The sequence below is a fragment of the Cupriavidus sp. MEYA8 genome, from assembly GCF_059278825.1.
The window spans coordinates 3,044,961-3,069,271 of the sequence record NZ_CM181221.1 but is presented as its reverse complement, the minus strand read 5'-3'; the positions used below and the strand labels follow the sequence as shown (position 1 = coordinate 3,069,271).

23 protein-coding genes are annotated in these 24,311 nt (G+C 66.9%); 14 read left to right on the top strand and 9 right to left on the bottom strand.

Going from position 1 to position 24,311, the window contains the following annotated elements:
- Nucleotides 1-6: 6 nt before the first annotated feature.
- The 7 genes from AC5WJ1_RS14300 to mtgA all read left to right on the top strand — a co-directional run bounded on the left by AC5WJ1_RS14300 (nt 7) and on the right by mtgA (nt 7,109).
- Nucleotides 7-621 (top strand): YqiA/YcfP family alpha/beta fold hydrolase, encoded by a 615-nt coding sequence (locus tag AC5WJ1_RS14300; protein ID WP_494476175.1) that lies wholly within the window; start codon nt 7-9, stop codon nt 619-621.
- Nucleotides 618-1,271, top strand: coding sequence for a chorismate--pyruvate lyase family protein (locus tag AC5WJ1_RS14295; RefSeq protein ID WP_135705920.1), 654 nt, complete (start codon nt 618-620; stop codon nt 1,269-1,271). The genes AC5WJ1_RS14300 and AC5WJ1_RS14295 overlap by 4 nt, the downstream gene beginning before the upstream one ends.
- Nucleotides 1,272-1,275: 4 nt before the next feature.
- Nucleotides 1,276-2,016 carry a 3-oxoacyl-ACP reductase FabG gene (gene fabG, locus AC5WJ1_RS14290; RefSeq protein WP_133092327.1) on the top strand — a complete coding sequence of 247 codons (741 nt, stop codon included), beginning with the start codon at nt 1,276-1,278 and terminating at the stop codon, nt 2,014-2,016.
- Between the two features lie 247 nt (nt 2,017-2,263).
- Nucleotides 2,264-4,378: a ribonuclease catalytic domain-containing protein gene (locus AC5WJ1_RS14285; RefSeq protein WP_135705918.1), complete on the top strand. Its 2,115-nt coding sequence runs from the start codon at nt 2,264-2,266 to the stop codon at nt 4,376-4,378.
- A 111-nt stretch (nt 4,379-4,489) separates the two neighbouring features.
- Nucleotides 4,490-5,422, top strand: a complete 933-nt coding sequence (locus tag AC5WJ1_RS14280) for an energy transducer TonB (protein ID WP_434033405.1) — start codon at nt 4,490-4,492, stop codon at nt 5,420-5,422.
- Nucleotides 5,422-6,321 (top strand): shikimate dehydrogenase, encoded by a 900-nt coding sequence (aroE, locus tag AC5WJ1_RS14275; RefSeq protein WP_133092324.1) that lies wholly within the window; start codon nt 5,422-5,424, stop codon nt 6,319-6,321. The genes AC5WJ1_RS14280 and aroE overlap by 1 nt, the downstream gene beginning before the upstream one ends.
- Nucleotides 6,322-6,407: 86 nt before the next feature.
- Nucleotides 6,408-7,109 carry a monofunctional biosynthetic peptidoglycan transglycosylase gene (gene mtgA / locus AC5WJ1_RS14270; RefSeq protein WP_133092386.1) on the top strand — a complete coding sequence of 234 codons (702 nt, stop codon included), beginning with the start codon at nt 6,408-6,410 and terminating at the stop codon, nt 7,107-7,109.
- Between the two features lie 21 nt (nt 7,110-7,130).
- On the opposite strand, the gene corA is transcribed toward mtgA, so the two are convergent.
- Both corA and AC5WJ1_RS14260 read right to left on the bottom strand, forming a co-directional pair.
- On the bottom strand, nt 7,131-8,093 hold the full coding sequence (gene corA, locus AC5WJ1_RS14265) for a magnesium/cobalt transporter CorA (protein ID WP_133092323.1): 963 nt from the start codon (nt 8,091-8,093) through the stop codon (nt 7,131-7,133).
- 557 nt (nt 8,094-8,650) lie between these two features.
- On the bottom strand, nt 8,651-9,550 hold the full coding sequence (locus AC5WJ1_RS14260; protein WP_135705916.1) for a DMT family transporter: 900 nt from the start codon (nt 9,548-9,550) through the stop codon (nt 8,651-8,653).
- A gap of 202 nt (nt 9,551-9,752) precedes the next feature.
- On the opposite strand from AC5WJ1_RS14260, the gene pyrF reads away from it, so the two are divergent.
- Nucleotides 9,753-10,571 carry an orotidine-5'-phosphate decarboxylase gene (gene pyrF, locus AC5WJ1_RS14255; protein WP_135705915.1) on the top strand — a complete coding sequence of 273 codons (819 nt, stop codon included), beginning with the start codon at nt 9,753-9,755 and terminating at the stop codon, nt 10,569-10,571.
- A gap of 101 nt (nt 10,572-10,672) precedes the next feature.
- On the opposite strand, the gene AC5WJ1_RS14250 is transcribed toward pyrF, so the two are convergent.
- The 3 genes from AC5WJ1_RS14250 to thiL form a co-directional block, all read right to left on the bottom strand.
- Nucleotides 10,673-11,170, bottom strand: coding sequence for a CinA family protein (locus tag AC5WJ1_RS14250; RefSeq protein WP_133092320.1), 498 nt, complete (start codon nt 11,168-11,170; stop codon nt 10,673-10,675).
- A gap of 33 nt (nt 11,171-11,203) precedes the next feature.
- On the bottom strand, nt 11,204-11,770 hold the full coding sequence (locus tag AC5WJ1_RS14245) for a phosphatidylglycerophosphatase A family protein (protein WP_133092319.1): 567 nt from the start codon (nt 11,768-11,770) through the stop codon (nt 11,204-11,206).
- Between the two features lie 146 nt (nt 11,771-11,916).
- A complete protein-coding gene (thiL, locus tag AC5WJ1_RS14240) occupies nt 11,917-12,897 on the bottom strand; it encodes a thiamine-phosphate kinase (protein WP_133092318.1) in 981 nt (326 codons plus the stop codon).
- 369 nt (nt 12,898-13,266) lie between these two features.
- Between thiL and AC5WJ1_RS14235 the strand changes: the two genes are divergently transcribed.
- From AC5WJ1_RS14235 to AC5WJ1_RS14225, 3 genes are all read left to right on the top strand, one after another.
- Nucleotides 13,267-15,591, top strand: coding sequence for an NADP-dependent malic enzyme (locus AC5WJ1_RS14235; protein WP_195431267.1), 2,325 nt, complete (start codon nt 13,267-13,269; stop codon nt 15,589-15,591).
- A 366-nt stretch (nt 15,592-15,957) separates the two neighbouring features.
- Nucleotides 15,958-16,329 (top strand): guanyl-specific ribonuclease, encoded by a 372-nt coding sequence (locus AC5WJ1_RS14230; protein ID WP_133092385.1) that lies wholly within the window; start codon nt 15,958-15,960, stop codon nt 16,327-16,329.
- Entirely contained in the window at nt 16,326-16,946 is a 621-nt protein-coding gene (locus AC5WJ1_RS14225; protein ID WP_029047850.1) for a barstar family protein, read from the top strand. Before AC5WJ1_RS14230 ends, AC5WJ1_RS14225 begins: the two co-directional genes overlap by 4 nt.
- Nucleotides 16,947-17,024: 78 nt before the next feature.
- Here AC5WJ1_RS14225 and AC5WJ1_RS14220 read toward each other — a convergent pair whose 3' ends face one another.
- The 3 genes from AC5WJ1_RS14220 to AC5WJ1_RS14210 are packed head-to-tail and all read right to left on the bottom strand — an operon-like array spanning nt 17,025 to nt 18,859.
- Entirely contained in the window at nt 17,025-17,627 is a 603-nt protein-coding gene (locus tag AC5WJ1_RS14220; protein WP_133092316.1) for a YidB family protein, read from the bottom strand.
- A 48-nt stretch (nt 17,628-17,675) separates the two neighbouring features.
- Complete coding sequence (locus AC5WJ1_RS14215) at nt 17,676-18,431, bottom strand: 16S rRNA (uracil(1498)-N(3))-methyltransferase (RefSeq protein WP_494476174.1); 756 nt, start codon at nt 18,429-18,431, stop codon at nt 17,676-17,678.
- A complete protein-coding gene (locus AC5WJ1_RS14210; RefSeq protein ID WP_133092314.1) occupies nt 18,431-18,859 on the bottom strand; it encodes a VOC family protein in 429 nt (142 codons plus the stop codon). The genes AC5WJ1_RS14215 and AC5WJ1_RS14210 overlap by 1 nt, the downstream gene beginning before the upstream one ends.
- A 275-nt stretch (nt 18,860-19,134) precedes the next feature.
- Here AC5WJ1_RS14210 and tkt point away from each other — a divergent pair, with 275 nt between their 5' ends.
- Nucleotides 19,135-21,168 (top strand): transketolase, encoded by a 2,034-nt coding sequence (gene tkt / locus AC5WJ1_RS14205; RefSeq protein WP_195431272.1) that lies wholly within the window; start codon nt 19,135-19,137, stop codon nt 21,166-21,168.
- Between the two features lie 84 nt (nt 21,169-21,252).
- The gene (gene gap / locus AC5WJ1_RS14200; RefSeq protein ID WP_011298986.1) at nt 21,253-22,251 is read left to right on the top strand and encodes a type I glyceraldehyde-3-phosphate dehydrogenase; all 999 of its coding nucleotides are present in this window, start codon (nt 21,253-21,255) and stop codon (nt 22,249-22,251) included.
- Nucleotides 22,252-22,318: 67 nt separating this feature from the next.
- On the opposite strand, the gene AC5WJ1_RS14195 is transcribed toward gap, so the two are convergent.
- Nucleotides 22,319-22,942 (bottom strand): flavin reductase family protein, encoded by a 624-nt coding sequence (locus AC5WJ1_RS14195; protein WP_195431274.1) that lies wholly within the window; start codon nt 22,940-22,942, stop codon nt 22,319-22,321.
- Between the two features lie 300 nt (nt 22,943-23,242).
- On the opposite strand from AC5WJ1_RS14195, the gene AC5WJ1_RS14190 reads away from it, so the two are divergent.
- Complete coding sequence (locus AC5WJ1_RS14190; RefSeq protein WP_133092312.1) at nt 23,243-24,238, top strand: LysR family transcriptional regulator; 996 nt, start codon at nt 23,243-23,245, stop codon at nt 24,236-24,238.
- The last annotated feature ends 73 nt before the right edge of the window (nt 24,239-24,311 follow it).

Below are 24,311 nucleotides of genomic sequence, written 5' to 3'. Positions count from 1 at the left end.
GCTGCCATGCTGCTGTACCTGCACGGATTCCGCTCCTCACCGCAGTCGTTCAAGGCGCGCCTGGTGCAGGAGCGCATGCGCGAGTGGGGCGTGGGCCGCTACTACGCCTGTCCGGAGCTCAATGTCTCGCCGGCGCTGGCGATCGCCCAGGCCGACGCCGCCATCCGCGCCGCCCAGGCCGGCGGCGACCAGGAAGTTGCCATCGTGGGCTCGTCGCTGGGCGGCTTCTATGCCCGCTGGCTCGGCGAGCGCCACGGCTGCAAGACCGTGCTGCTGAACCCGGCGGTCCATCCGTGGACCGACCTGGAGCAATACCTCGGGGAGCAGCCGCTGTGGCTCGGCGGCGGCTCGGTCACGGTCGAGCGCCGCCACCTGCAGGAGCTGCTGGCCCTGCGGGTGGACGCCATCACGCGCCCCGAGCGCTACTACCTCCTCGCCGCCACCGGCGACGAGGTGCTGGACTACCGTGAAATGGTGGCCGCCTGCCCCGGCGCGAATATCCGCGTGATCGAGGGCAGCGACCACGGCATCAGCGAATTTGCCGACTACGTCGACGAAGTGCTCGCTTTCTGCGGCTATGGCCCGGGCGGCAAGGTGCCGGCAAGCGCGGGCGCGGCATGAGCGCGCAGTCCGCGCGCCGCTGCGGCTGGAGTTCGCACCTGGCATTCGATGCGGCGATCACGCCCAACCTGCGGCGCTGGGTCACCGGCGACGACGGTTCGCTGACCGCGCGGCTGGTGGCCGCGTCCGAGCGCTTCCGCGTGGCGCAGCTGCTGCAGCGCCCATTGCGGCCGCTGGCCGATGAATGGCAGGTGCTGGGCCAGCACGACCGCGTCCCGGCGCTGACGCGCGAAGTGCTGCTGATCTGCGACGATATCCCCGCCGTCTTCGCCCACACCGTGGTGCGGCTGCGCCATGCGCGGCGCGACTGGCCGTTCCTGCGGGGGCTGGGCGCGCGCCCCCTGGGCGGGCGGCTGTTTATCGATCCGGCCGTGACGCGCGACCCGTTCCAGTTTGCCCGGCTGCTGCCGCACCATCCATTGCGCCATGCGCTGCAGCGCGTGCTGCCGGCGATGGCGCCGCTGCCCATGCTGCCTGCGCGACGCTCCGTATTCCGGCGCGGCGACGGCGTCATGCTCGTGACAGAGGTCTTCTTGCCGGACCTGCTGGCACGGCCAGCCCCGGGGACCAAGGCGATTGCGCTACCGATGTTCCGGCGCACCACAGACCGCGGCCCCATCACTTCACACACTACCGAAATCAAGAGATAACAAGATGAAACTGCAGGGTCGGGTTGCCATCATCACCGGTGCCGCCGCTGGCATCGGCTTTGCCACCGCGCAGCGCTTCGCCGCCGAAGGCGCCGTCGTCGTGCTGTGCGACGTCAATGAAGCGCGCGTGCGCGAAGCCGCCGGCAAGCTTGCCGGCGCCGGCGCCAGCGTCTCCGCCTACCGGGTCGACGTGACCCGCCGCGAAGACGTCGATGCCATGGTGGCTGCGGTGCTGGCCGCGCACGGCCGCATCGACATCCTGGTCAACAACGCCGGCATCACCAAGGACGCGCGCCTGGCCAAGATGACCGAGGCGCAGTTCGATGCCGTGATCGACGTCAACCTGAAGGGCGTCTTCAACTGCGCCCAGGCTGTCGCCACGATCATGACCGAGCAGGGCAAGGGCGTGATCCTGAACGCTTCCAGCGTGGTCGGCCTGTATGGCAACTTCGGCCAGACCAACTATGCCGCCAGCAAGTTCGGCGTGATCGGCTTCACCAAGACCTGGGCGCGCGAGCTGGGTCCCAAGGGCGTGCGCGTCAACGCCGTTTGCCCCGGCTTCGTCAATACCGAGATCCTGCAGACCGTGCCCGACAAGGTGCTCGACGGCATGAAGTCGTCGTGCTGGCTGCGCCGGCTGGCCGAGCCGGCCGAGATCGCCAGCATCTACGCCTTCCTGGCCAGCGACGACGCCAGCTATGTCAACGGCGTGGCGATCGAAGCCAGCGGCGGCATGTCGCTCTGACCCTTCCGGTTATTTCGGGCCCGGTCCCCGGCGTCCCGCGGCGCGCACCGCCCCGGGGCGCACGCCCGGGGCCGCAGCGCCGGTGCGGTATCATTCCGGGTCTGCGGCCTGGCCCTCGTGGCCACGGCGCGGCGTGCAGCGCGCCGCCGGCCGGGGCCGTTTGCACCATTTCTCCCACAGGATCCACCGCTGCGCCCGCTCCGTGGCGCCCCGAAGCGGATCCGCGCATTTCTGAAAGTACCGATCGATGCAGTTGCTGTTCGAAGAAGGCGGCGAGATCCGCGCCGGCACCGTGCTGAACCAGCAGGGCGAGGCTTACCAGGTGGAGCTGCCGGCCGGCAAGCGCACCAAGGTCAAGTCGCGCGACGTGCTGCTGCAGTTTGCGCAGCCGTCGGCGATCGAGCTGGTCCGCCAGACCGGCGACATGGTGGCCGAGATCGACCTGGACTTCCTGTGGGAATGCGCCCCCGAGGCCGAGTTCGGCTTTGCCGAGCTGGCCGCCGAGTATTACGGCGCCGAGCCTGGCGCGGTGCAGCAGGCGGCGCTTGCGATGGCGCTGCACGGCAACCCGGTGTACTTCCGCCGCAAGGGGCGTGGCCGCTACCAGCGCGCGCCCGAGGACCAGCTCAAGGCCGCGCTGGCCGCGCTCGAGCGCAAGCGCCAGCAGGCGCTGGTCCAGGCCGAATATGAAGAACAGCTCAAGGCGCTGACGCTGCCGGAATCGTTCCGCAACAAGGTGCTGCAACTGCTGTTCAAGCCGGACAAGAACAGCCTGGAATACAAGGCCATGGACGCGGCCTGCACCGCGCTCGGCATGACGCCGATGCGGCTGATGGTGGCCGTCGGCGGCGTCGCCAGCGCACGTGCGCTGCACGAGGCCAAGTTCCTCGCCGAGTGCTTTCCGAAGGGCACCGGCTTCCCCGATACCGACGTGCCCGAGCCGCCCGCCGACCTGCCACTGGCCGAGGTCGAGGCGTTCTCGATCGACGACGTCACCACCACGGAGATCGACGATGCGCTGTCGGTGACGAAGCTGCCCGATGGCAAGCTGCGCATCGGCATCCATATCGCCGCGCCCGCGCTGGGTATCCGCCGAGGCGAGGCGCTCGACGTGATCGCGCGCCAGCGCCTGTCTACGGTGTACTTCCCGGGCGACAAGATCACCATGCTGCCCGACCCGGTGGTCGAGCGCTACACGCTGCAGGAAGGCCGGGTTTGTCCGGCCCTGTCGTTGTATGTGACGGTGGACCCGACGGTCTGGCTGATCACCGGCAGCGAGACCCGCGCCGAGATGGTGCCGATCTCCGCCAACCTGCGCCACAACCTGCTCGACGATGTCATCACCGAGGCCTCGCTCGCCGACGGCACCGGCGACTACCCGTTCCGCGAGGCGCTGACCCAGCTGTGGCACTTCGCCGGCTACCTGTACGATGAGCGCCAGAAGGCGCGCCTGGCCAGCGGCCTGCGCCCCGAGACACACAACCGCGCCGACTTCAACTTCTACCTCGACGACCAGGACGACGGCAGCCAGCGCGTGCGCATCGAGCAGCGCAAGCGTGGCTCGCCCTTGGACAAGATCGTGGCCGAGCTGATGATCCTGGCCAACAGCACGTGGGGCAAGCTGCTGGCGGACAACGGCGTACCGGGCATCTACCGCACGCAGAAGGCGTGGGGCATGCACCGCACCCGCATGCAGACCTACCCGGCGCCGCACGAAGGCCTGGGCGTGCAGCAGTACGCGTGGAGCACCTCGCCGCTGCGCCGCTACGTCGACCTGGTCAACCAGTGGCAGATCCTGGCGGTGGCGCAGCACGGCGTGACCGCCAAGCTGGTGGCGCCGTTCAAGCCCAAGGACGCCGACCTGCTGGCTGCCGTGGCCGACTTCGAAGGCACTTATGCCGCCTATGCCGACCACCAGTCGACCATGGAGCGCTACTGGTGCCTGCGCTGGCTCAAGCAGGAGAACCGCGAGCGCCTGGTCGCCGCAGTGCTCAAGGAAGGCGCGGTGCGCTTTACCGAGATCCCGCTGGTCACGCGCGTGCCCGAGCTGGTCCAGGCGCAGCGCGGCACCCAGGTGCTGCTGGAGATCGGCGAGACCGACGAGATCACGCTGGAAGTCTCGTGCCGCGTGCTGGAAATCTTTGCCGGCGAGGGTGTGTTGCCTGAAGAAGAGCTGGAAAGCGACGAGGAAGCCGCTGAAATGTCAGCCGAAGCCGCTGCCGAGGCTGCTGCGGAAGACGCTGCCGAGCAGGCCGCGGGGGCCTCGGAAGAGGCTGCCGCAGAAGCCCCCGCAGAAGCCGGTGGCAACGTGCCGGCGGAGCCGTCGGCTGAGCGCGACACCGGCGGCACCGCCGCGGGCTGAAGCCTTCGGAAATCGGCGGGGCTCACTTACAATGCCTAGCGGCATTCCCGGCTGGCCGGGAATGCTCGTCAACCAGTCGCCTCGCACCTTCCGAGCCAAATTCCCGCCATCGTGAACGCCGCATTCGCCGCTCCCCGCCACTGGTGGCACGCCAGGTGGCACAACAGCAGTACGCTGGCCAAGGCGCTGGCCATTTCCCTGGTTGTGCATGCGCTGCTGCTGATGGTGCGCGTCGCCGCGCCCGAGGTGTTCGAGATCAAGCGCACCGACTCGCCGCTTGACGTGGTGCTGGTCAACGCCAAGTCGGCGCAGAAGCCGCGCAACCCGACCGCGCTGGCGCAAGCCAACCTCGACGGCGGCGGCGACCACGACCTGCAGCGCGCCACCACGCCGCTGCCCGCGCAGACCGTGACGCAGGAAGGCGACCTTGTGCGCCAGGTGCAGCGCCGCGTCGAGCAGCTCGAAATGGAGCAGCAACGCCTGCTGACACAGGCGCGCGAGGCCGCGCCCGCGGTGCACAGCCAGCCGCTCAAGCCCGGCGAGAAGCGCCAGGACAATCCCCAGCGCGGCCAGGACGAGCGCACCTCGGCCGACGAGATGGCCAAGCTCGAAGCCGAGATCGGCCGCAACCTGGACCACTATGCCAAGCGGCCCAAGCGCTTCCAGCTGACCGCGACCAGCGCGCAGGCGGTCGACTACGCGCAGTACTACGACCGGCTGCGCCGCAAGATCGAGGCGCGCGGCACCACCGATTTCCCGCAGCGCAATGGCAAGCCGCTGTACGGCCAGCTGATCCTGGTGATCAACGTGAACCGGCTCGGCAAGCTCGGCTACAACCGCGACGGCTACAACATCGACGCCATCGACGTGGTCAAGAGCTCGGGCGATCCCGCGCTGGACCGACAGGCCGTGGCGATCGTGCGTGCGGCCGCGCCGTTCGGCGCCTTCACCGCGGAAATGGCGGCACGCCAGGACATCCTGGAAGTCATTTCCACCTTCAAGTTTTCGCGCAGCGGGCTGGAAACCCGGCTGCAGGCACGCTGATGACAACTCCAGACACTACGCCCGACAGCACCCAGAACACGCCGGACCAGTATGTGGTGATCGGCAATCCGATCGCGCACAGCCGTTCGCCGGCGATCCACGCCGCCTTTGCGCGCCAGACCGGCGAAGCGGTGCAGTATGACCGGCTGGAAGCGCCGCTGGACGGGTTTGCCGATACCGTGCGCAAGTTCTTCGCCGACGGCGGTTACGGCTGCAACGTGACGGTGCCGTTCAAGCTGGAGGCCTATGACCTGGCCGACCGCCTGACCGAGCGTGCCGAAGCCGCCGGCGCGGTCAATACGCTGTGGATCGAGGATGGCCTGATCCACGGCGACAACACCGATGGCGTGGGCCTGGTGCGCGATATCCAGGACAACCTCGACACGCTGGTCGAAGGCAAGCGCGTGCTGCTGCTTGGCGCGGGCGGCGCGGCCATGGGTGCGATGCTGCCGCTGATCGAGGCGCGTCCGTCGCGCATCGTGGTGGCCAATCGCACCGCGTCGCGCGCGTCCGACATGCTTGAAGAATTCGTCGAAGCGGCCGACCAGTTCGGCGTGGAGCTGTGGGGCGGCGGCCTCGATGCGCTCGAAGGCCTGTCCGAGGACGAGGCCTGCGACATCGTGATCAACGCCTCGTCGAGCAGCCTGCATGGCGAAGTGCCGCCGCTGCCCGAGTTCCTGCTGGGCGAAGGCGTGCTGGCCTACGACATGATGTACGGTGCCGAGCCGACCGTGTTCCTGCAGTTCGCCGCGCGCTGCGGCGCGCGCACCAGCGACGGCCTGGGCATGCTGGTCGAGCAGGCCGCCGAGGCCTTCTATATCTGGCGCGGCGTGCGTCCCCGCACCGCTCCCGTGCTGGCCGAGCTGCGCGAAGCGCTGCAGGCCGAACGCAAGGGCTGAGCGGGGCGCCGCCAGCCGTGGCCATCCGCAACCGCACGGCCGGCGCTGCCCGCGGCGCTGCTTCCGCCGGCTCGGCGCTCAATCCGCTGCGCTGGCTCGGCTACCTGCTGGGCTGCGTGGTCGCGGGCGTGCTGGCGATGCAGCTGTATTTCTTCGTGCAGATTGCCAGCTGGCAGTACGTCAATCCGTCGAGCACGACCTTCATGCGAGCCGAGCGCTGGCGGCTGTGCGGCTTCAATTTTTGGAGCTGCGGGCTGGAACGCGACTGGGTGCCATACGAGCGCATCTCGCGCAACCTCAAGCGCGCGGTGATCGCCAGCGAGGATGCGGGCTTCGTCAACCATCCCGGCTACGAACTCGACGCCATGCTCGATGCCTGGGAGCGCAACAAGAAGCGCGGCCGCATCGTGCGCGGCGCGTCGACCATCACGCAGCAGCTGGCCAAAAACCTGTTCCTGTCGTCCGAGCAGCATTACCTGCGCAAGGGGCAGGAGCTGGCGATCACGTGGATGCTGGAGTTCTGGCTGGACAAGCAGCGCATCTACGAGATCTACCTGAACTCGGTGGAGTGGGGCGAGGGCGTGTTCGGCGCGCAGGCCGCGGCACAGCACTACTTCCGCACCAATGCCGACAAGCTCAGCATCGGCCAGTCCGCGCGGCTGGCGGCGGCGCTGCCGGCGCCCAAGTGCTTCGACAAGAAGGAGTACTGCGCCAACGTGCGGGTGAATTTCCGCGCCAAGGCGGGGATCATCGCGCGCCGGATGGGCGCGGCGACGCTGCCGGACTGAGGCCCGGCGGGCCTCCGGGACTCAGCTCAGCCACCCCTTGCGGCGGAAATACACCAGCGGGATCGCCGCCGACACCGCCATCAGCGCAATCGCCCACGGATAGCCCGCGGCCCAGTCCAGTTCCGGCATCACCTTGAAGTTCATGCCGTAGATACTCGCGATCAGCGTGGGCGGCATCAATGCCACCGACACCACCGAGAACAGTTTGATGATCTTGTTCTGGTTGATGTTGATGAAACCGACGGTCGCATCCATCAGGAAGTTGATCTTGTCGAACAGGAACGCGGTGTGGTTCTCGATCGAGTCGATGTCGCGCAGGATCTGGCGCGCTTCGTCCTGCTGCTCGGCCGACAGCAGCTGGCTGCGCATCAGGAAGGACACCGCACGGCGCGTGTCCATCACGTTGCGGCGGATGCGGCCGTTCAGGTCTTCCTCGCGGGCGATGGTTTCCAGCACGTCGGCCGCGGCGGCATCGGTCACGTTCTCGGCCAGCACGCGGCGGCTGGCTTCTTCCAGGCGCTCGTAGACTTCTTCGATCGAGTCGGCCGAGTATTCCGCATCGGTCGCGTACAGGTCCATCAGCACATCCTTGGCGTTGCGCACCGAGCCCGGTCGCATGCGCGCGCGCAGCCGCACCAGCCGGAACACCGGCAGGTCTTCGTCGTGGATGGAGAACAGGACGTCCTTGGTCAGCACGAAGGCCACGCGCACGTTGCGCGAGACCTCTTCCTCGGCGAGCAGGAAGTCGGTGCGGATATGGATATTTTCGTCCTCGCCCTCGAAATAGCGCGCCGACGCCTCCAGGTCGCCCAGGTCTTCCAGCTCGGGAAGGGCGACGCCGTAGGCTTCCTTGATCCAGTTCAGCTCTTCGTCGTCAGGGTTGACGACATCGATCCAGATCGGCTTGTGCTGCAGCAGCTCATTGCGCTCGTCGACTTGCTCCTGGGCAAGCCGGCCTTTCTGCAGGACGAACAGGTTGATCATCCCCGGGATTCCTTATTGCTGATTTGCGACGAAAAACAATGACAAGCGCGAAGACAAGCGCAGGCGGCTCGCCGCATCCCAGGTATTGCGTCATGCCCCGTCATGGCCCAGCGGCAAGCCGCGAAAGGCCGGGCCACGGGCAAGCGTGATCGCGCTGTCCCGCGGCTGCGCGAGAGCAGGGCGGACAAGGCGATGGCGTTTGCCTGGGTTGGCTGGCTAGCCGGGAGAGGGAAGATCCGCCACGGCAGGGCGCGCATGGAGGCGCCGCCGGTGGCACGGAAAGACACTCGCCCGCAGTTCTGACTGCGGGCAAGGCCGACGAAGCGCGGAGCCGGGTGCTCCGGGCAGGTCGTCGTTACGCAGCCCGCAGTGACATGGCATTCGCAGTGGCCGCATGACTGCGCCAACTCGAACACCCGATGCTACTGCCCACGTAATTTCTCCGGGATTGTGATGGCCGCGAGTGTAGCCCAACGAAGGGGCGCTTGTTAAGTGAAATCTCCGCGAAGTCGGCGCGGCAGGCGGCGTGGCCGTTGTGCTCCGCCCCCCAGGCGGGCTCAGCCCATGGCACCGCGCAGCCGGCGCCACAACAGCGGCGCCAGCATCACCGAGGACAGGGCCATGAACATCAGCACGATGGCGGCGTAGTCCTGCCAGTGCGGCTGCTCGCCCAGCAGCCACATGCCCGAGAAGACGCCGACCACCGGGATGAACATGATCGACAGGCTCGACACCACCGGCGGCAGGCTGCGCGCCAGCCCGAACCAGACCAGGTGGCAGAAGGCGAAGACCACCACCGCGTTGTAGGCGATCGCACCCCATTCGACGGCGGTCGGCATGCGCCACCCGTGCTCCAGCAGCAGCGTGCCGGCGAGCAGGAAGGGCACGGTTGCCAGCAGCATCCAGAAGGTCATGGCGCCGATCGGCACGTCAGTCTGGGTGCGCTTCATCAACTGGGTGCCGAAGCCCCAGCCAGCCGCGGCCAGCAGCATCAGCAGCGTGCCGGCAGGGCTGCCGGTCAGCGCGCTGATTTCGCCCGACAGCAGCAGCACCGTGCCCGCCAGCGCGCAGCCGATGCCAATCCAGGCCCAGCCGCCGATGCGTTCGCGGAAGAAGACCAGGCCCCACACCACGGCCCAGATCGGCATGGTGTAGCCGAGGATGGCGGCACGTCCCGACGACAGCATCTTGACCGCGCAGATGGCGAACAGGTGCCACACCACCATGTTGGGCAGGGCAAGGCGGAACACCGTGCCCCATTCGCGCCGCGGCACCGCCAGCGAATCGCCGCGCAGGCGCAGCGCCAGGCCCAGCGCGACCACGCCGCCGGCCATGCACAGCAGGCGGAAGCCCATCGGCGGAAAATGCGCAACCCCGACCTTCATGATGGGCCAGTTGATGCCCCAGGCGAGGGTCAGAACGACAAGCAGGAAAATACCGCGGCGATCGAGAGACATGACTGCAGGATGGCGGCTGTGCGCGATGCCGCTCTTTGTTTTGAGAGGAAGCGCAAAACGATAGCACGCAGCGGGTAAAATTGCCGGAAACGACATATGCTGCAGGGATGAAAGGTTTTCACGCCGCTGCGGCCAACCGTGCCGGCCTGGGACTTGGATGTCCCATGAGGCGCCGGCGCCACCAGGAAATTTCGAGCATCCCATGACTTTCACCGAGCAGCTTGCTGCCGCCTGGCAGCGCAACGATTCCCTTCTGTGCGTCGGGCTCGACCCTGATCCGCATAAGCTGCCGCTGTCGCTGACCGGCACGGGCGGCGCCATCTTCTCGTTCTGCCGCGAGATCGTCGATGCCACCGCCGACCTGGTTTGCGCCTTCAAGCCGCAGATCGCGTATTTCCATTCGCAGCGCGCCGAAGACCAGCTCGAGCAGCTGATCCACTACATCCACGACGCCCACCCCGGCATCCCGGTGATCCTGGACGCCAAGCGCGGCGATATCGGCTCGACCGCCGAGCACTATGCGCTGGAAGCATTCGAGCGCTACCGCGCCGACGCAGTCACGGTCAGCCCGTACATGGGCTTCGATTCGATGCAGCCGTACCTGGCCTACCCGGACCGCGGGGTGATCGTGCTGTGCCGCACTTCCAACCCCGGCGGCTCGGACGTGCAGTTCCTGCAGGTCGAGGGCAAGCCGCTGTACCAGCTGGTGGCCGAGGCCGCGCGCGAGCGCTGGAACACCACCGGCCAGATGGGCCTGGTGGTGGGCGCCACCTTCCCCAACGAAATCGCGCGCGTGCGCCAGATCGTCGGCGACATGCCGCTGCTGATCCCCGGCATCGGCGCGCAGGGGGGCGATATCGAAGCGACGGTCAAGGCCGGGCGTACCGCGGATGGCACCGGCATGATGATCAACTCGTCGCGCGCGATCCTGTACGCCAGCCGCGAGAAGGATTTCGCGGCGGCGGCGCGCAACGTGGCGCTGCAGACGCGGGAGACCATCAATCGCTACCGCCACGGCTGACTGCCGCATGCGGCAGGTTAAAAAAACCGCGCCAGCTGGCGCGGTTTTTTGTTGGGCTGCAGTGTGGGCTGCGGTTGGGCACCCTGGGACGGCAGGAGCCCTCAGGCCTCATTGCGCAGCAACTCCAGCAACCCCCGCATCGCGTGCTCCGCCGCCTGGCGCCGGATCTGCGCCCGGTCGCCGGGAAAGCGCTGGGTTTCCACGATGGTGGTGATGCGGTTGCTCCAGCCAAAGCACACCATGCCCACCGGTTTTTCCGGCGTGCCGCCGTTGGGGCCGGCCACGCCGGTGATCGCCAGCGAGACCTGCGCGCGGCTGTTCAGCAGCGCCCCTTCTGCCATCGCGCGCGCGACCTCTTCGCTGACGGCACCGTGGTCGCGGATCAGCTTGGCCGGCACGCCCAGCATAGTGGACTTGGCTTCGTTGGAATAGGTGACGAAGCCGCGCTCGAACCAGCCTGAAGAGCCCGAGACATCGGTGATGGCGGCGGCGACCAGTCCGCCGGTACAGGACTCGGCGGTGGCCAGCATCAGGGATTTATCGGCAAGGGCGACGCCGGACTGGACGGCAAGCTGGTCGAGCAGGCGGCTGACTGACATGATGGATTTGGGGTTTGTTGGAAGGGGCGGGACTCAGAACGAGCGCCACAGCGCGAACACCAGCAGCGTGTAGAAGGCCGCGAAGATGTCGTCGAACATCACGCCGAAGCCGCCGCGCAGGCCGGGGCCCTTGAGCGTGCGGTCGTAGTAGCCAATCGGCGCGGGCTTGGCGATATCGAACAGCCGGAACCACAGGAAGGCGGCGAACTGCCCCCAGAATCCGGTCGGCGTGACAAAGGCCAGCACCAGCCAGAACGCGATGATCTCGTCCCACACCATGCTGCCATGGTCATGCACGCCCATGTCGCGCGCGGTTTTGGCGCAGGCCCAAAGGCCCAGCAGGAAGCCGCCGCCTACCACCCATAGCCAGGTGGTCGGCTCGATCCACAGCGACACCACCACGAACGACAGCCACGCGTAGAGCGTGCCGACCGTGCCGGGGCTGACCGGCGACAGGCCCGAGCCGAAGCCGAAGGCGATCAGGTGGGCCGGATGCGCCAGCATGAAGCGCGCCGTCGGGCGCGTGACCTTGACGGTCTGGCCGGCTTCCAGGGTCATGGCGGGATCGCGGGGTGCGGCCCCGGACGGGATGGTGGACATCAAGGTTGGCTCGTGTGATGCGGATGCTGCTTATGGTTATGGCCGGCTTGCTGCGGCAACTGCTGCTTTTAGTGCTGCAAAAGGCGGGACTCCGGTTCCCGCGCGGCGCGCCGATGCCGGCATCATGACACGCCTGTGCCCCGGTGTCAGGAGGAGGCGAAGTGGTCGAAGCTGGCGCCGGTGTAGCGCGTGGGGTTGCCGGCATGGTCGACCAGGCGCAGGCCCGGCTCCGATGTGATCGCCCCGACTCGCGTCAGCGGCAACGCCAGCCGTTCGCTGATTGCGGCGAGCGCATCGCGGTTGCCCGCCGGGGCGGTGAAGCACAGCTCGTAGTCGTCCCCGCCCGCCAAGACGCATTCACGCTGGATCGCCTCCGGCTGGCTGGCCAGCACCGCCGAGCGCGGCAGGGCGTCGACATCGACCAGTGCGCCCACCTGCGAGCGTGCCAGGATATGGCCAAGGTCGCCGATCAGGCCGTCGGAGATGTCGAGTGCTGCATGCGCTACGCCGCGCAGGGCCATGCCCAGTGCCACGCGCGGTGTCGGCGTGTCCATGCGCGGGCGTACCTGGGTGAAGTCGGGCTCGGGCAGCAGCCATTCTCCACGGCAGTCGCCCAGTGCGAGGCGCGCGTCGCCAAGCGTGCCGGAGATCCAGATATCGTCGCCCGGGCGTGCCGCGTCGCGGCGCAGCGCCGCGCGGTGCGGGACATCGCCGAACACGGTCAGCGACAGCGTCAGCGGACCGCGCGTGGTGTCGCCGCCGACCAGCTCGCAGCCGTGGGCGTCGGCCAGGGCCAGCATGCCGTCGGCCAGCTCGGCCAGCCATGCCGGGTCGGCCTCGGGCAGGGCTAGCGCCAGCGTGAAGGCGCGCGGCTCGGCCCCCATCGCGGCGAGGTCGGACAGGTTGACCGCCAGCGCCTTGTGGCCCAGCGCGCGTGGCGCCACGTCGGCAAAGAAATGGCGGCCGCTGACCAGCATGTCGGTGCTGATGGCGAGGTGATGGCCCGGGCGGCCTTCGATCAGTGCGCAGTCGTCGCCCACGCCGAGTGCGGCTTTGTGCACCGGACGCGTGAAATAGCGGCGAATCAGGTCGAACTCTGAAAGGGGAGCGGTCTGGGCGTCGGACATCGCGGCGAACTGGCAGTGGACAGGTGTTTGCCCGGCCGGCAGGCACCGGAGGGACGGAAGGACTCGGATGGGCGCATCAGGATGCGGCGCCGGCAGCGTTTCAGCAAGATACTGCCGCGCACGACAGCCATGACCGCAGCGAGTCACCAGCCATGCGCCGGGCGGCGCTACGCTTGCTGGTGTTGCCCCGCTGGATGGGGCATATTGTACCGAATAGCAAAGGTGCCCCAAGCAAAAGGCTTATTGTGAAATAGTATTTCACTATATAAAATGCTGGGTTCCAAAGGAAGAGAAGGGCGGACACGTGGAGCCGGTCCGCCGATCGTCCCCGCCAGTCAATGACGGCTCCACCGATTGGAAAATGCGCCGATGACCAGCCCTCAGCAGTCCCCGTCCCAAGACGATCTGAAACAGCAGCAGCGTGAGGCGCTGCGCAAAGCGGCGCTCGAGTACCACGAGTTTCCGACCCCCGGCAAGATTTCCGTCACCCCGACCAAGCCGCTGTCGAACCAGCGCGACCTGGCACTGGCCTACTCGCCGGGCGTGGCCGCGGCCTGTGAAGAGATCGTGGTCGACCAGGCCAATTCCTTCCGCTATACCGCGCGCGGCAACCTCGTCGCGGTGATCACCAACGGCACCGCCGTGCTCGGCCTGGGCGACATCGGCGCCGCGGCCTCCAAGCCCGTGATGGAAGGCAAGGGCGGCCTGTTCAAGAAGTTTGCCGGTATCGACGTGTTCGATATCGAAATCGACGAGAAGGACCCGGAAAAGCTGGTCCAGATCATCGCCGCGCTGGAGCCCACCTTCGGCGGCATCAACCTGGAAGACATCAAGGCACCGGAGTGCTTCTACGTCGAGCGCAAGCTGCGCGAGAAGATGAAGATTCCCGTCTTCCACGACGACCAGCACGGCACCGCAATCGTGGTGGCCGCGGCCGTGATCAACGGCCTGAAGGTGGTCGGCAAGGACATCAGCAAGGTCAAGCTGGTCGCCTCGGGCGCCGGCGCCGCCGCGCTGGCCTGCCTGGACCTGCTGGTCGACATCGGCCTGCCCATCGAGAACATCTGGGTGACCGACCTGGCCGGCGTGGTCTATGAAGGCCGTACCGAGCTGATGGATCCGGAAAAGGCCCGTTTCTCGCAGAAAACCGACAAGCGCAAGCTGGGTGAGGTCATCGACGGCGCCGACATCTTCCTGGGCCTGTCCGCCGCGGGCGTGCTCAAGCAGGACATGGTCCAGCGCATGGCCGACAAGCCGCTGGTGCTGGCGCTGGCCAACCCGAACCCGGAAATCGCGCCCGAGCTGGTCAAGGAAGTGCGCCCGGACGCCGTGATGGCCACCGGCCGCACCGACTACCCGAACCAGGTCAACAACGTCCTGTGCTTCCCGTTCATCTTCCGTGGCGCGCTGGACTGCGGCGCCACCACCATCACGCGCGAGATGGAGATCGCCGCGGCCAACGCGCTGGCCGAGCTGGCGCGCCAGGAGCAGAGCGACATCGTTGCCAGCGCCTATGGCATCCAGGACCTGTCGTTCGGCCCCGAGTACCTGATCCCGAAGCCGTTCGATCCGCGCCTGATCGTCAAGGTGGCGCCGGCCGTGGCCGAAGCCGCGATGAAGTCGGGCGTGGCCGCCCGTCCAATCGAGGACATGGACGCCTACCGCCTGCAACTGCAGCAGTTCGTGTACCACTCCGGCACGCTGATGAAGCCGATCTACGCCGCCGCGCGCAAGGTCGAGATGGAGAAGAAGCGCATCGTCTTTGCCGAGGGCGAAGAAGAGCGCGTGCTGCGCGCCGTGCAGGTGATCGTCGATGAAAAGCTGGCCAACCCGATCCTGATCGGCCGCCCGGCCGTGCTGCAGCACCGCATCGAGCGCTTCGGCCTGCGCCTGCGCGCCGGCGTCGACTTCACTGTGGTCAATCCCGAGCACGACGAGCGCTTCCGCGACTACTCCGACGCGTATTACCGCATGATGGCGCGCCAGGGCATCACGCCCCAGTACGCCAAGCTGGAACTGCGCCGCCGCACCACGCTGATCGGCGCCATGCTGGTCAAGCAGGGCGAGGCCGACGGCATGATCTGCGGTACCGTCAGCACCACCGCGGCGCACCTGCGCTACATCGACCAGGTGCTGGGCGGCACTGGCAAGGTCTACGCGGCCATGAACGGCCTGGTGCTGCCGGGCCGCCAGATCTTCCTGGTCGACACCCACGTCAACGTGGACCCGACCGCCGAGGAGCTGGCCGAGATCACGCTGATGGCTGCCGAAGAACTGAAGCGCTTCGGTATCGAGCCCAAGGTCGGCCTGCTGTCGCACTCGAACTTCGGCACGTCCGAGGCGCCTTCGGCCCGCAAGATGCGCGATACGCTCGCCATCCTGCGCGAGCGCGCGCCGGAACTCGAAGTCGACGGTGAAATGCACGGCGACAGCGCGCTCGACCAGAAGCTGCGCGACCGGCTGGTGCCGGACAGCACGCTGCAGGGCGAAGCCAACCTGCTGGTGTGCCCGAACATCGACGCAGCCAATATCTCGTACAACCTGCTCAAGGTTGCCGCGGGCAACAACGTGGCGATCGGCCCGATCCTGCTGGGCGTGAACGCGCCGGTGCATATCCTGACGCCGTCGGCGACGGTGCGCCGCATCGTCAACATGACCTCGCTGGTGGTGGTGGACGCTGCTGCCAAGCGTTAAGCCGGCTGCGTTGCAGCGGTTGCGGAAAAGCCGGGTTCGCCCGGCTTTTTTGTCGCTTGGCGGTGACGGTTAGTATGCGCACACATACGCTTAACATATTGAAACAATTGAAGAAATCCCGCTGCGCCGGGGCCGGGATTGATTAATTGCGTGCATGCGCGTAACCTTACGCCTTTGATACAGGCGCTCGCCATGAGCGCCCCGGTGCGGTTGGCATCCGGCGCGTGAATTGAAAGGCGCGCAAGGTTTGCCGGCCAGGGTGGCCCGGACAGATCGTCTACCCAAACAGCGGCAGGCTCGATTTCCGGTTCAACCTAGACAAGCAACGTGGTTTCCCAAGTACCCTTGATGCAGCAGGCAGCGCGGATGCTGGCCCGGTCGATGACCGGCGCGGCGTTGGTGCTGGCCCTGGCGCAGCCCGCGCTGGCGCGCCAGGCGCAGACCGAAGGCATGGGAACCATTGCGGTGCAGCAGTTGCCCAACGAAGCACGGCAGACCCTGGAGCGCATCGAAGCCGGCGGCCCGTTTCCGTATGACAAGGACGGAACCAGGTTCGGGAACTACGAACGCCTGCTGCCGCAAAAAGAACGCGGCTACTACCGCGAGTACACGGTAAAGAGCGCCAGAAGCCGGAACCGGGGAGCCAGGCGGATCGTATGCGGCGGGGAACAGCGCGCTGCCAACGATTGTTACTACACGGAAGACCACTACAACAGCTTCAAACGGATACTCAAATGATGACTGACATTTTCGGATTGGGCGACGCCCTTGCCGCCCGCGAAGAGCGCGGCGCCGGAGATGGCTGGCAGCGGGCCCAGCAGCAGGCCCAGAACCTATACGACAACGTGCTGACGATGCCGCAGCGCCAAGAGCTCACGCACAAACTCCCGCCCGCGAACGCGCCCGTGGCCATGCCGGCCGGTGCAGGCTGGGCTGACGGCACCAGCGAGGGGGCCATGAACCTGTTCAAGACGGTGCGTCCGAACATCGTCCAGTCGATCCGCGCCTTCCGCGTGCCCGAGCTGGCCCAGGCGGCCGCCGATCTCGGCCAGCATTTCCTGTATGCCAACTGCGCGCATTGCGCCAGCAAGGCCGAGGTTCTGGAAACGATCGCAACGTCGTTTATCTTCCCCAAGCATTTCGGCAAGAACTTCGATGCGCTGGCGGACTGCCTGACCGACCTGATCTACAAGGCTGGCCCGCAGCCGGGCTTTGTCATCGTTCTGGAAGGCCTGCCGATTGCGCAGAAGTTCGACAAGGAAGGGCGCGAGGTGCTGCTCGACGTGTTTCGCGATGCCGCCGAGTTCTGGGGCGAGCGTAAGGTGCAGTTCCGGGTGTTCTACTCGTTCGCCTGAGCGCCGGTACCGTTCCATACAAGCAAAAAGCCCGCAATTGCGGGCTTTTTGCTTGTATGCGCGCGGCGCGTGCCGGCCTCACTCCTGCGCAGGGACATGCCCGTGCGGCGTCAGCCGGTCGATCAGCTCGGGCAGGCCCTCGCTCAGTTGCGCTGCCACGTCCTCCTGCGACATCCCGGTCGACTGTGCCAGCGAGTCCAGCGCCCCGGTCCCGCCCAGCGCGTCGCTCAGCGCCGAAGGCGTGACCGGCTGGTTGGCGCCGGTGCCGATCCACGAATCCACCTGCTCGCCCAGCCCCGCCTGCGCCAGGATCTGCTGCAGCGCGCCGATGCCGCCTGCGGCAGCGCCCAGCGCCTGGCTGTTGGCCGGGGCGCCACCCTGGCCGCCAAGCAGCCCGCCGAGCAGGGAGCCAAGGTCGAGCCCGCCGGTGGCGCCGGGCGCGCTGGCATTGCCGCCGATCATGCCGCCTAGCAGCCCGCCAAGGCTGCCCAGTCCACCGAGCCCATCGTCGACCGGCGCTGCGGAGCCGCTTTCCTGGCTGCGGTTGCGCATGGCCAGCATTGCCAGCAGGCCGAGCGCCATCATCAGCTTCGGATTGAGCCCGCCGGCGCTGCCTTCTTCGCCGCGGGCATTGCCCAGTTGTCCGAGCACGCCGCCCAGCACGCTATCGAGTAGTCCCATGGTCGACTCCTTCAGTCAAGGTTGGCGCTGGCCGGATGGCCGCCGCCGTCAGAATCCGCCAAGCAAGGCGTTGAGCGTGGAAAGGCAGGCCAGCCCGGCGGTCTCGGTGCGCAGGATGCGCGGGCCGAGCGACACGCCGGTGAAGCCGGCTTGCCGCGCCGCTTGTTCTTCATCGGGCGACAGCCCGCCTTCCGGTCCGATCAGCAGCGTGACGCCATCGGCGAGCAGGGCGTCGCGGTGCTCGGCAATATAGGCCGGCAGCGACTGCTCGGCCCGCGGCGATACCAGCAGCCGTGCACCGGCGCCGCTGCCTGACTGCGCCAGCCACGTCTCAAAGTTAGCGACCGGGGCCACTGCCGGCAAGCGATTGCGCCCGCATTGTTCGCAGGCGGCCTGCACCAGCGCCTGCCAGTGCGCCTGGCGCTTGTGCGCGCGGTCACCGGCGAGGCGCACCACCGAGCGGTTGGCCTGCAGGGGCTGGATCGCGGCGACACCGAGTTCTACCGCTTTCTCGATCAGCCAGTCCATCTTGTCGCCGCCGGCCAGCCCTTGCGCCAGCCTGACGCGGAAGGGCAGCTCGGCCTCGGCCGCGTCGTGCGCGCCGATGCGCGCCAGCGCATGGCGCTTGCCCAGTTCAAGCAGGGTGGCGGCGTGGCTGCCGCCGCGACCGTCGAACAGCGTGATGGCGTCACCGGGCGCCAGGCGCAGCACCTGGGCGTGGCGTACCACCGGCTCGGGCAGCGGAAATTCGGCTTCGGCGGCCAGGACCGTGTCCGTGCCGCCGACAAAGAAACGCGGAGCCATCAGCTTGCCTTGCCCCCGTTCGGATCGAGCGGCTTGCCGAAGCCCCAGCGGTACCCGTCCGGGTCCTCGACCATGCAGTAGCGGTCGCCCCAGAACTGGTCGGCGGGGGCCATCAGGCTGACGGCGCCGGCGTCGACCGCGCGCTGGTGCATCGCGTCGACATCGTCGCAGTAGACATAGAAGGTTTGCGGGCATTCCACGCCCAGCGAGCGGGGCGTGCGGGCGGTGCTGCCCCAGGCGCCTTCGGGTGCGAACATTACCACCAGGTCGCCCTGGTAGTGCATTTCGGCATGGGTCGGCACGCCGTTTTCATCGACCACGTTGCCGGCGGCAAAGCCGAAGGCGCGGCTGTAGAAGTCCAGTGCGGCGCGCCCGTTGGCGACGGTCAGGTAGGGGGTGAGCCAGGGGGTGTTGGCCGGTCTGCTCATGATCGTCTCCTGTCTGCGGGAAACCCGGCGCGGTCTGTCACTCGTCTGTTGCCGAGCCGGCCCGCGCGGTGCGAGTGTGCATCTTACGCGCGTGGCGGTGCGCTGTCGAAGTGCGGCGCAGCGCTACGTGCACAGCCACCCGGGTGATCCCCGAGCCATGCCCGCTGCCGGTGTCCGGGAGTCCGGAAAACCCCTTAGCTTCTGTTAAAATTGCGGTTTTCCCGCCGACAGGCTCACGCCCGCCCGCGTCCAAGCTCACGTCCAAGACCGCACGAATGTCCGCCCTAGCCCATCCCGCCACGAGTCCCTTCGCTTCCCAGCCCGCCAAGCTGATGGCCGATGCCATCCGCGTGCTTGCCATGGACGCCGTCCAGCAGGCCAATTCCGGCCACCCCGGTGCGCCGATGGGCATGGCGGATATCGCCGTGGCGCTGTGGGGCCGGCACCTGAAGCACAACCCGGCCAACCCGCACTGGGCCGACCGCGACCGCTTCGTGCTGTCGAACGGCCACGGCTCGATGCTGATCTATTCGCTGCTGCACCTGAGCGGCTATGACCTGCCGGTCGAAGAGCTGAAGAACTTCCGCCAGCTGCACAGCAAGACCGCCGGCCACCCGGAATACGGCATCACCCCGGGCGTGGAGACCACCACCGGCCCGCTCGGCCAGGGCATCACCAACGCGGTCGGCATGGCGCTGGCCGAACGCCTGCTGGGCGAAGAATTCAACCGCCCCGGTTTCGATATCGTCAACCACCACACCTACGTCTTCCTGGGCGATGGCTGCCTGATGGAAGGCATCTCGCACGAGGCCTGCTCGCTGGCCGGCACGCTGAAGCTTAATAAGCTGATTGCGCTGTGGGACGACAACGGCATCTCGATCGACGGCGACGTCGTGCACTGGTTCAACGACGACACCCCGAAGCGCTTCGAAGCCTACGGCTGGAACGTGATCCGCGGCATCGACGGCCATGACGTTACCGCCGTCGACCTGGCGATCTCGCAGGCCAAGGCCAGCGACAAGCCGACCCTGATCTGCTGCCGCACCAAGATCGGCAAGGGCGCGCCCAACAAGGAAGGCGGCCACGACGTGCACGGCGCGCCGCTGGGCGGCGCCGAAGTGCTGGCCACGCGCGAGGCGCTGGGCTGGGCCCATGCCCCGTTCGAAGTGCCGGCCGACGTCTATGACGCCTGGGACGCCAAGGCCAACGGCCAGGCGCTGGAGCGTGCCTGGACCGCGCTGTTCGACGCGTACGCCGAGCGCCACCCGTATGAAGCCGGCGAATTCACCCGCCGCATGAAGGGCGAGCTGCCAGGTTCGTTCGACGCCGCCGTCGAGGCTTTCATCGCCAAGTGCGAGGAAAAGGCCGAGACCATCGCCACCCGCAAGGCCAGCCAGAACACCATCGAAGCCTTCGGCCCGGTGCTGCCCGAGTTCCTCGGCGGCTCGGCCGACCTGACCGGCTCGAACCTGACCAACTGGTCGGGCAGCAAGGCCGTGCGCGTGGACGCCTGGGGCAACCACATCAACTACGGCGTGCGCGAGTTCGGCATGAGCGCCATCATGAACGGCATCACGCTGCATGGCGGCTACATCCCCTACGGCGCGACCTTCCTGACCTTCTCGGACTACAGCCGCAATGCGCTGCGCATGGCGGCGCTGATGAAGATCCGCTCGCTGTTCGTGTTCACCCATGATTCGATCGGCCTGGGCGAAGACGGCCCGACGCACCAGTCGATCGAGCATGTCGCCAGCCTGCGCCTGATCCCCAACATGGACGTCTGGCGTACCGCCGACACCACCGAGACCGCGGTGGCCTGGGCCGAGGCGATCCGCCGCGAGAATGGCCCGAGCTGCCTGATCTTCAGCCGCCAGAACCTGCCGTTCCAGCAGCGCGACGACGCCACCCGCGCCAATATCGCGCGCGGCGGCTACGTGCTGCGCGACAGCGTCAACGCCAGCACCGGCCGTCCGGACGCCGTGATCATGGCGACCGGCTCGGAAGTGGGCCTGGCGGTTGGCGCGGCAGACGCGCTGGCAGCGGAAGGCGTGCATGTGCGCGTGGTCTCGATCCCGGCGACCACCGTGTTCGACAAGCAGGACACCGCCTACAAGGCCAGCGTGCTGCCGGCCGGCGTGCCGCGCGTGGCGGTCGAGGCGGGCGTGACGGACTTCTGGTGGAAGTACCAGGTCCAAGCGGTAGTGGGCATCGACACCTTCGGCGAATCGGCCCCGGCCGGCGTGCTGTTCAAGCACTTCGGCTTCACCGTCGACAACGTCGTGCGTACGGTGAAAGACACCCTTATCTAAGCATCCGGGCGCTGCAACCGCGCGGTGCGCCGCGCGGCAGCAGCGGCGCCCACCGGTTTTCATCGATCCTCAGGAGAGACAGTCATGACCATCAAGATCGGCATCAACGGCTTCGGCCGCATCGGGCGCATGGTGTTCCGCGCCGCCGCCGCCAACTTCAAGGACATCGAAGTCGTTGCCATCAACGACCTGCTCGAGCCCGACTACCTGGCCTACATGCTGAAGTACGACTCGGTGCACGGCCGCTTTGACGGCGAAGTGTCGGTCGACGGCAACACCCTGGTCGTCAACGGCAAGAAGATCCGCCTGACCGCGGTCAAGGATCCGGCCGAGCTGAAGTGGGGTGAAGTCGGCGCCGACGTGGTGATCGAGTCGACCGGCATCTTCCTGACCAAGGAAGGCGCGCAGAAGCACATCGATGCGGGCGCCAAGAAGGTGATCATGTCGGCCCCGTCGAAGGACGACACCCCGATGTTCGTGTACGGCGTGAACCACGAAACGTACAAGGGCGAAGCGATCATCTCCAACGCGAGCTGCACCACCAACTGCCTGGCACCGGTGGCCAAGGTGCTGAACGACAAGTGGGGCATCAAGCGCGGCCTGATGACCACCGTGCACGCTGCCACCGCCACCCAGAAGACCGTTGACGGCCCGTCCAACAAGGACTGGCGCGGCGGCCGCGGCATCCTGGAAAACATCATCCCGTCGTCGACCGGCGCCGCCAAGGCCGTGGGCGTGGTGATCCCGCAGCTAAACAAGAAGCTGACCGGCATGTCGTTCCGCGTGCCGACCTCCGACGTGTCGGTGGTCGACCTGACAGTCGAGCTGGAAAAGTCGGCTTCGTACGAGGAAATCTGCGCCGAGATGAAGGCCCAGAGCCAGGGCGCGCTCAAGGGCGTGCTGGGCTACACCGAAGACAAGGTTGTCGCCACCGACTTCCGCGGCGATGCCCGCACCTCGATCTTCGACGCCGAAGCCGGCATCGCGCTGGACGGCACCTTCATCAAGGTCGTGAGCTGGTATGACAACGAGTGGGGCTACTCGAACAAGTGCCTGGAAATGGCCCGCGTGGTGGCCAAGTAATCCGGCTGTCCTTGCAGCCAATAAAAACGCGCCTTCGGGCGCGTTTTTTATTGGGCGCGATGGCCGTTCAGGCGCCCTCGCGCGGCGCCAGCGGGCGCGCGTCGACCGCCGCGCCGTCCACCAGGAAGTGGCCGCCGGCGACATGGTGGATCGTACGCAGCGCGTCGTGGCCCTCGAAATGCCAGCGCCCATTGCTGAACACGCGCGAATCCGCATGCGCGGCTACCACCTCACCGAGGAACAGGTCATAGGTCTGCTGCGTTGCCGGTTCCGGCAGCAGCCTGCATTCGAGCCAGGCCGCGCTGCCTTCCAGCAGCGGCGCGCCGACGACGGTGCCGGCAAAGGTGCCCAGCCCGTAGGCATCGAACTTGTCGATCCCTTCCTGCTCCAGCAGGGCCAGCCCGGAGCTGGAGCCAAGCGCTTCGGTCAGGTCGACCTGGCTGACGGTGGGCACCTGCAGCACGAATTCGCCGCTATCTTCCAGCAGGCGCCGGGTCCAGGTGCTCTTGTCCAGCACCACCGCAACCTTGGGCGGCGCGAAATCCAGCGGCATTGCCCACGCGGCGGCCATGATGTTGCGCTTGCCGCCCGCGGCCGCGCTGACCAGCACGGTCGGGCCATGATTGAGCAGCCGGTAGGCCTTGGGCAGTTCGACAGGAAGGCGGTAATGGTCGGTGCGGGAGTCAGGCATGATGGCGGACGCGTTCGCGGCCTGGGAAAAGAATGACAAAAATGGGATGGTGACCCCCAATATACGCCGATGCCCAAGGCTCTGCTGCGGCACGGAAAGTATGCGTATATGAGACCAACTTCATAAAAATGACCTCATTTTTCAGAAATGTGACAAGGTTTGGCGCTCCGAAAATGCCGAATTTGCTTTCCGAGCTTGTTTTTTCCTCTTACACTATCAAGATGCCGTTGAACTCTGATGTGCAGCCAGTGCAAGTGGTGGGGCCATCTTTGCTAAGAAAAATCTGACCTGGGCCTGATCATGGTGAACGTAGACACAAAGCTTTTAGTGATCTTCACCGAGCTGCTGAGTAAGCGAAACGCCACCTACGTCGCGGAGAAGATGCACATGACCGCGCCGGCGGTATCGCATTCGCTGGGCCGGTTGCGCGAGATTTTTGATGATCCGCTCTTCATCCGCGTTCCCCACGGCCTGACGCCCACCCCCCGCGCGCTGGAGCTGGGCCCCAAGATCCGCGACATGCTGGACCTGTGGTCGTCGATCAACGAAGGCGACGCCGATAATTTCGATCCCGCGGTGGCCACCGGCACGCTGAGCATCGGCTTTGCCGCCGAGCTGGGCGACACGGTGTTCAACCGCTTCGTGCTGCGCATCAAGCAGCTGGCGCCGGACCTGCATATCAAGCTGGTCGAGTCCCATTCCTGGGAAGCCGACGTGGCCTCGATGCGCGCCAATGAGCTGGACCTGGCGTTTTCCCCGTTCCCGACCCGGCATCCGGAAATCGTCGAGGAAATGGTGACGTCGCTGAACCTGTGGGTGTGCGCGCGCAAGAACCACCCGGTGCTGAAGAACCACTGCACGCTCGAGCAATACCTGGACTGCGGCCATATCTTCATGGCGCATTCCGGCGGCGCGGGCCGCCCGGCGCCGTCGCTGATCCCGCTCGACTACGCGCTGCAGCAGCGCGGCCTCAAGCGCAATGCGACGCTGACGGTGCATTCGTGGCGGGCGCAGGCCGAGATGGCCGCGCAGACCGACATGATCTTCACTGTCAATGCGCTGACCAAGGACATGGCCTGCGAAACCTACGGCCTGAAGGCGTTCCCGCTGCCGGCTGAACTCAATACCACGGTCGGCCTGAACATGTTCTGGCACCGCAGCCGCAACACCCATCCGATGCTGGTATGGGCGCGCAACCTGTTCCGCCAGGTGGTGGCCGAGTTTGTCGGCCTGTCGGCGTCGCGCCCGTCGCGCGTGGTTGCTGCAGACGACCTGCAGGCGCTGCGCGAGCCCTGAACCAGGGCATTCCCATAAAAAAACCGGCGCCTGGCGCCGGTTTTTGTTTTGCCGGATGCGCTACGCGGTGCGT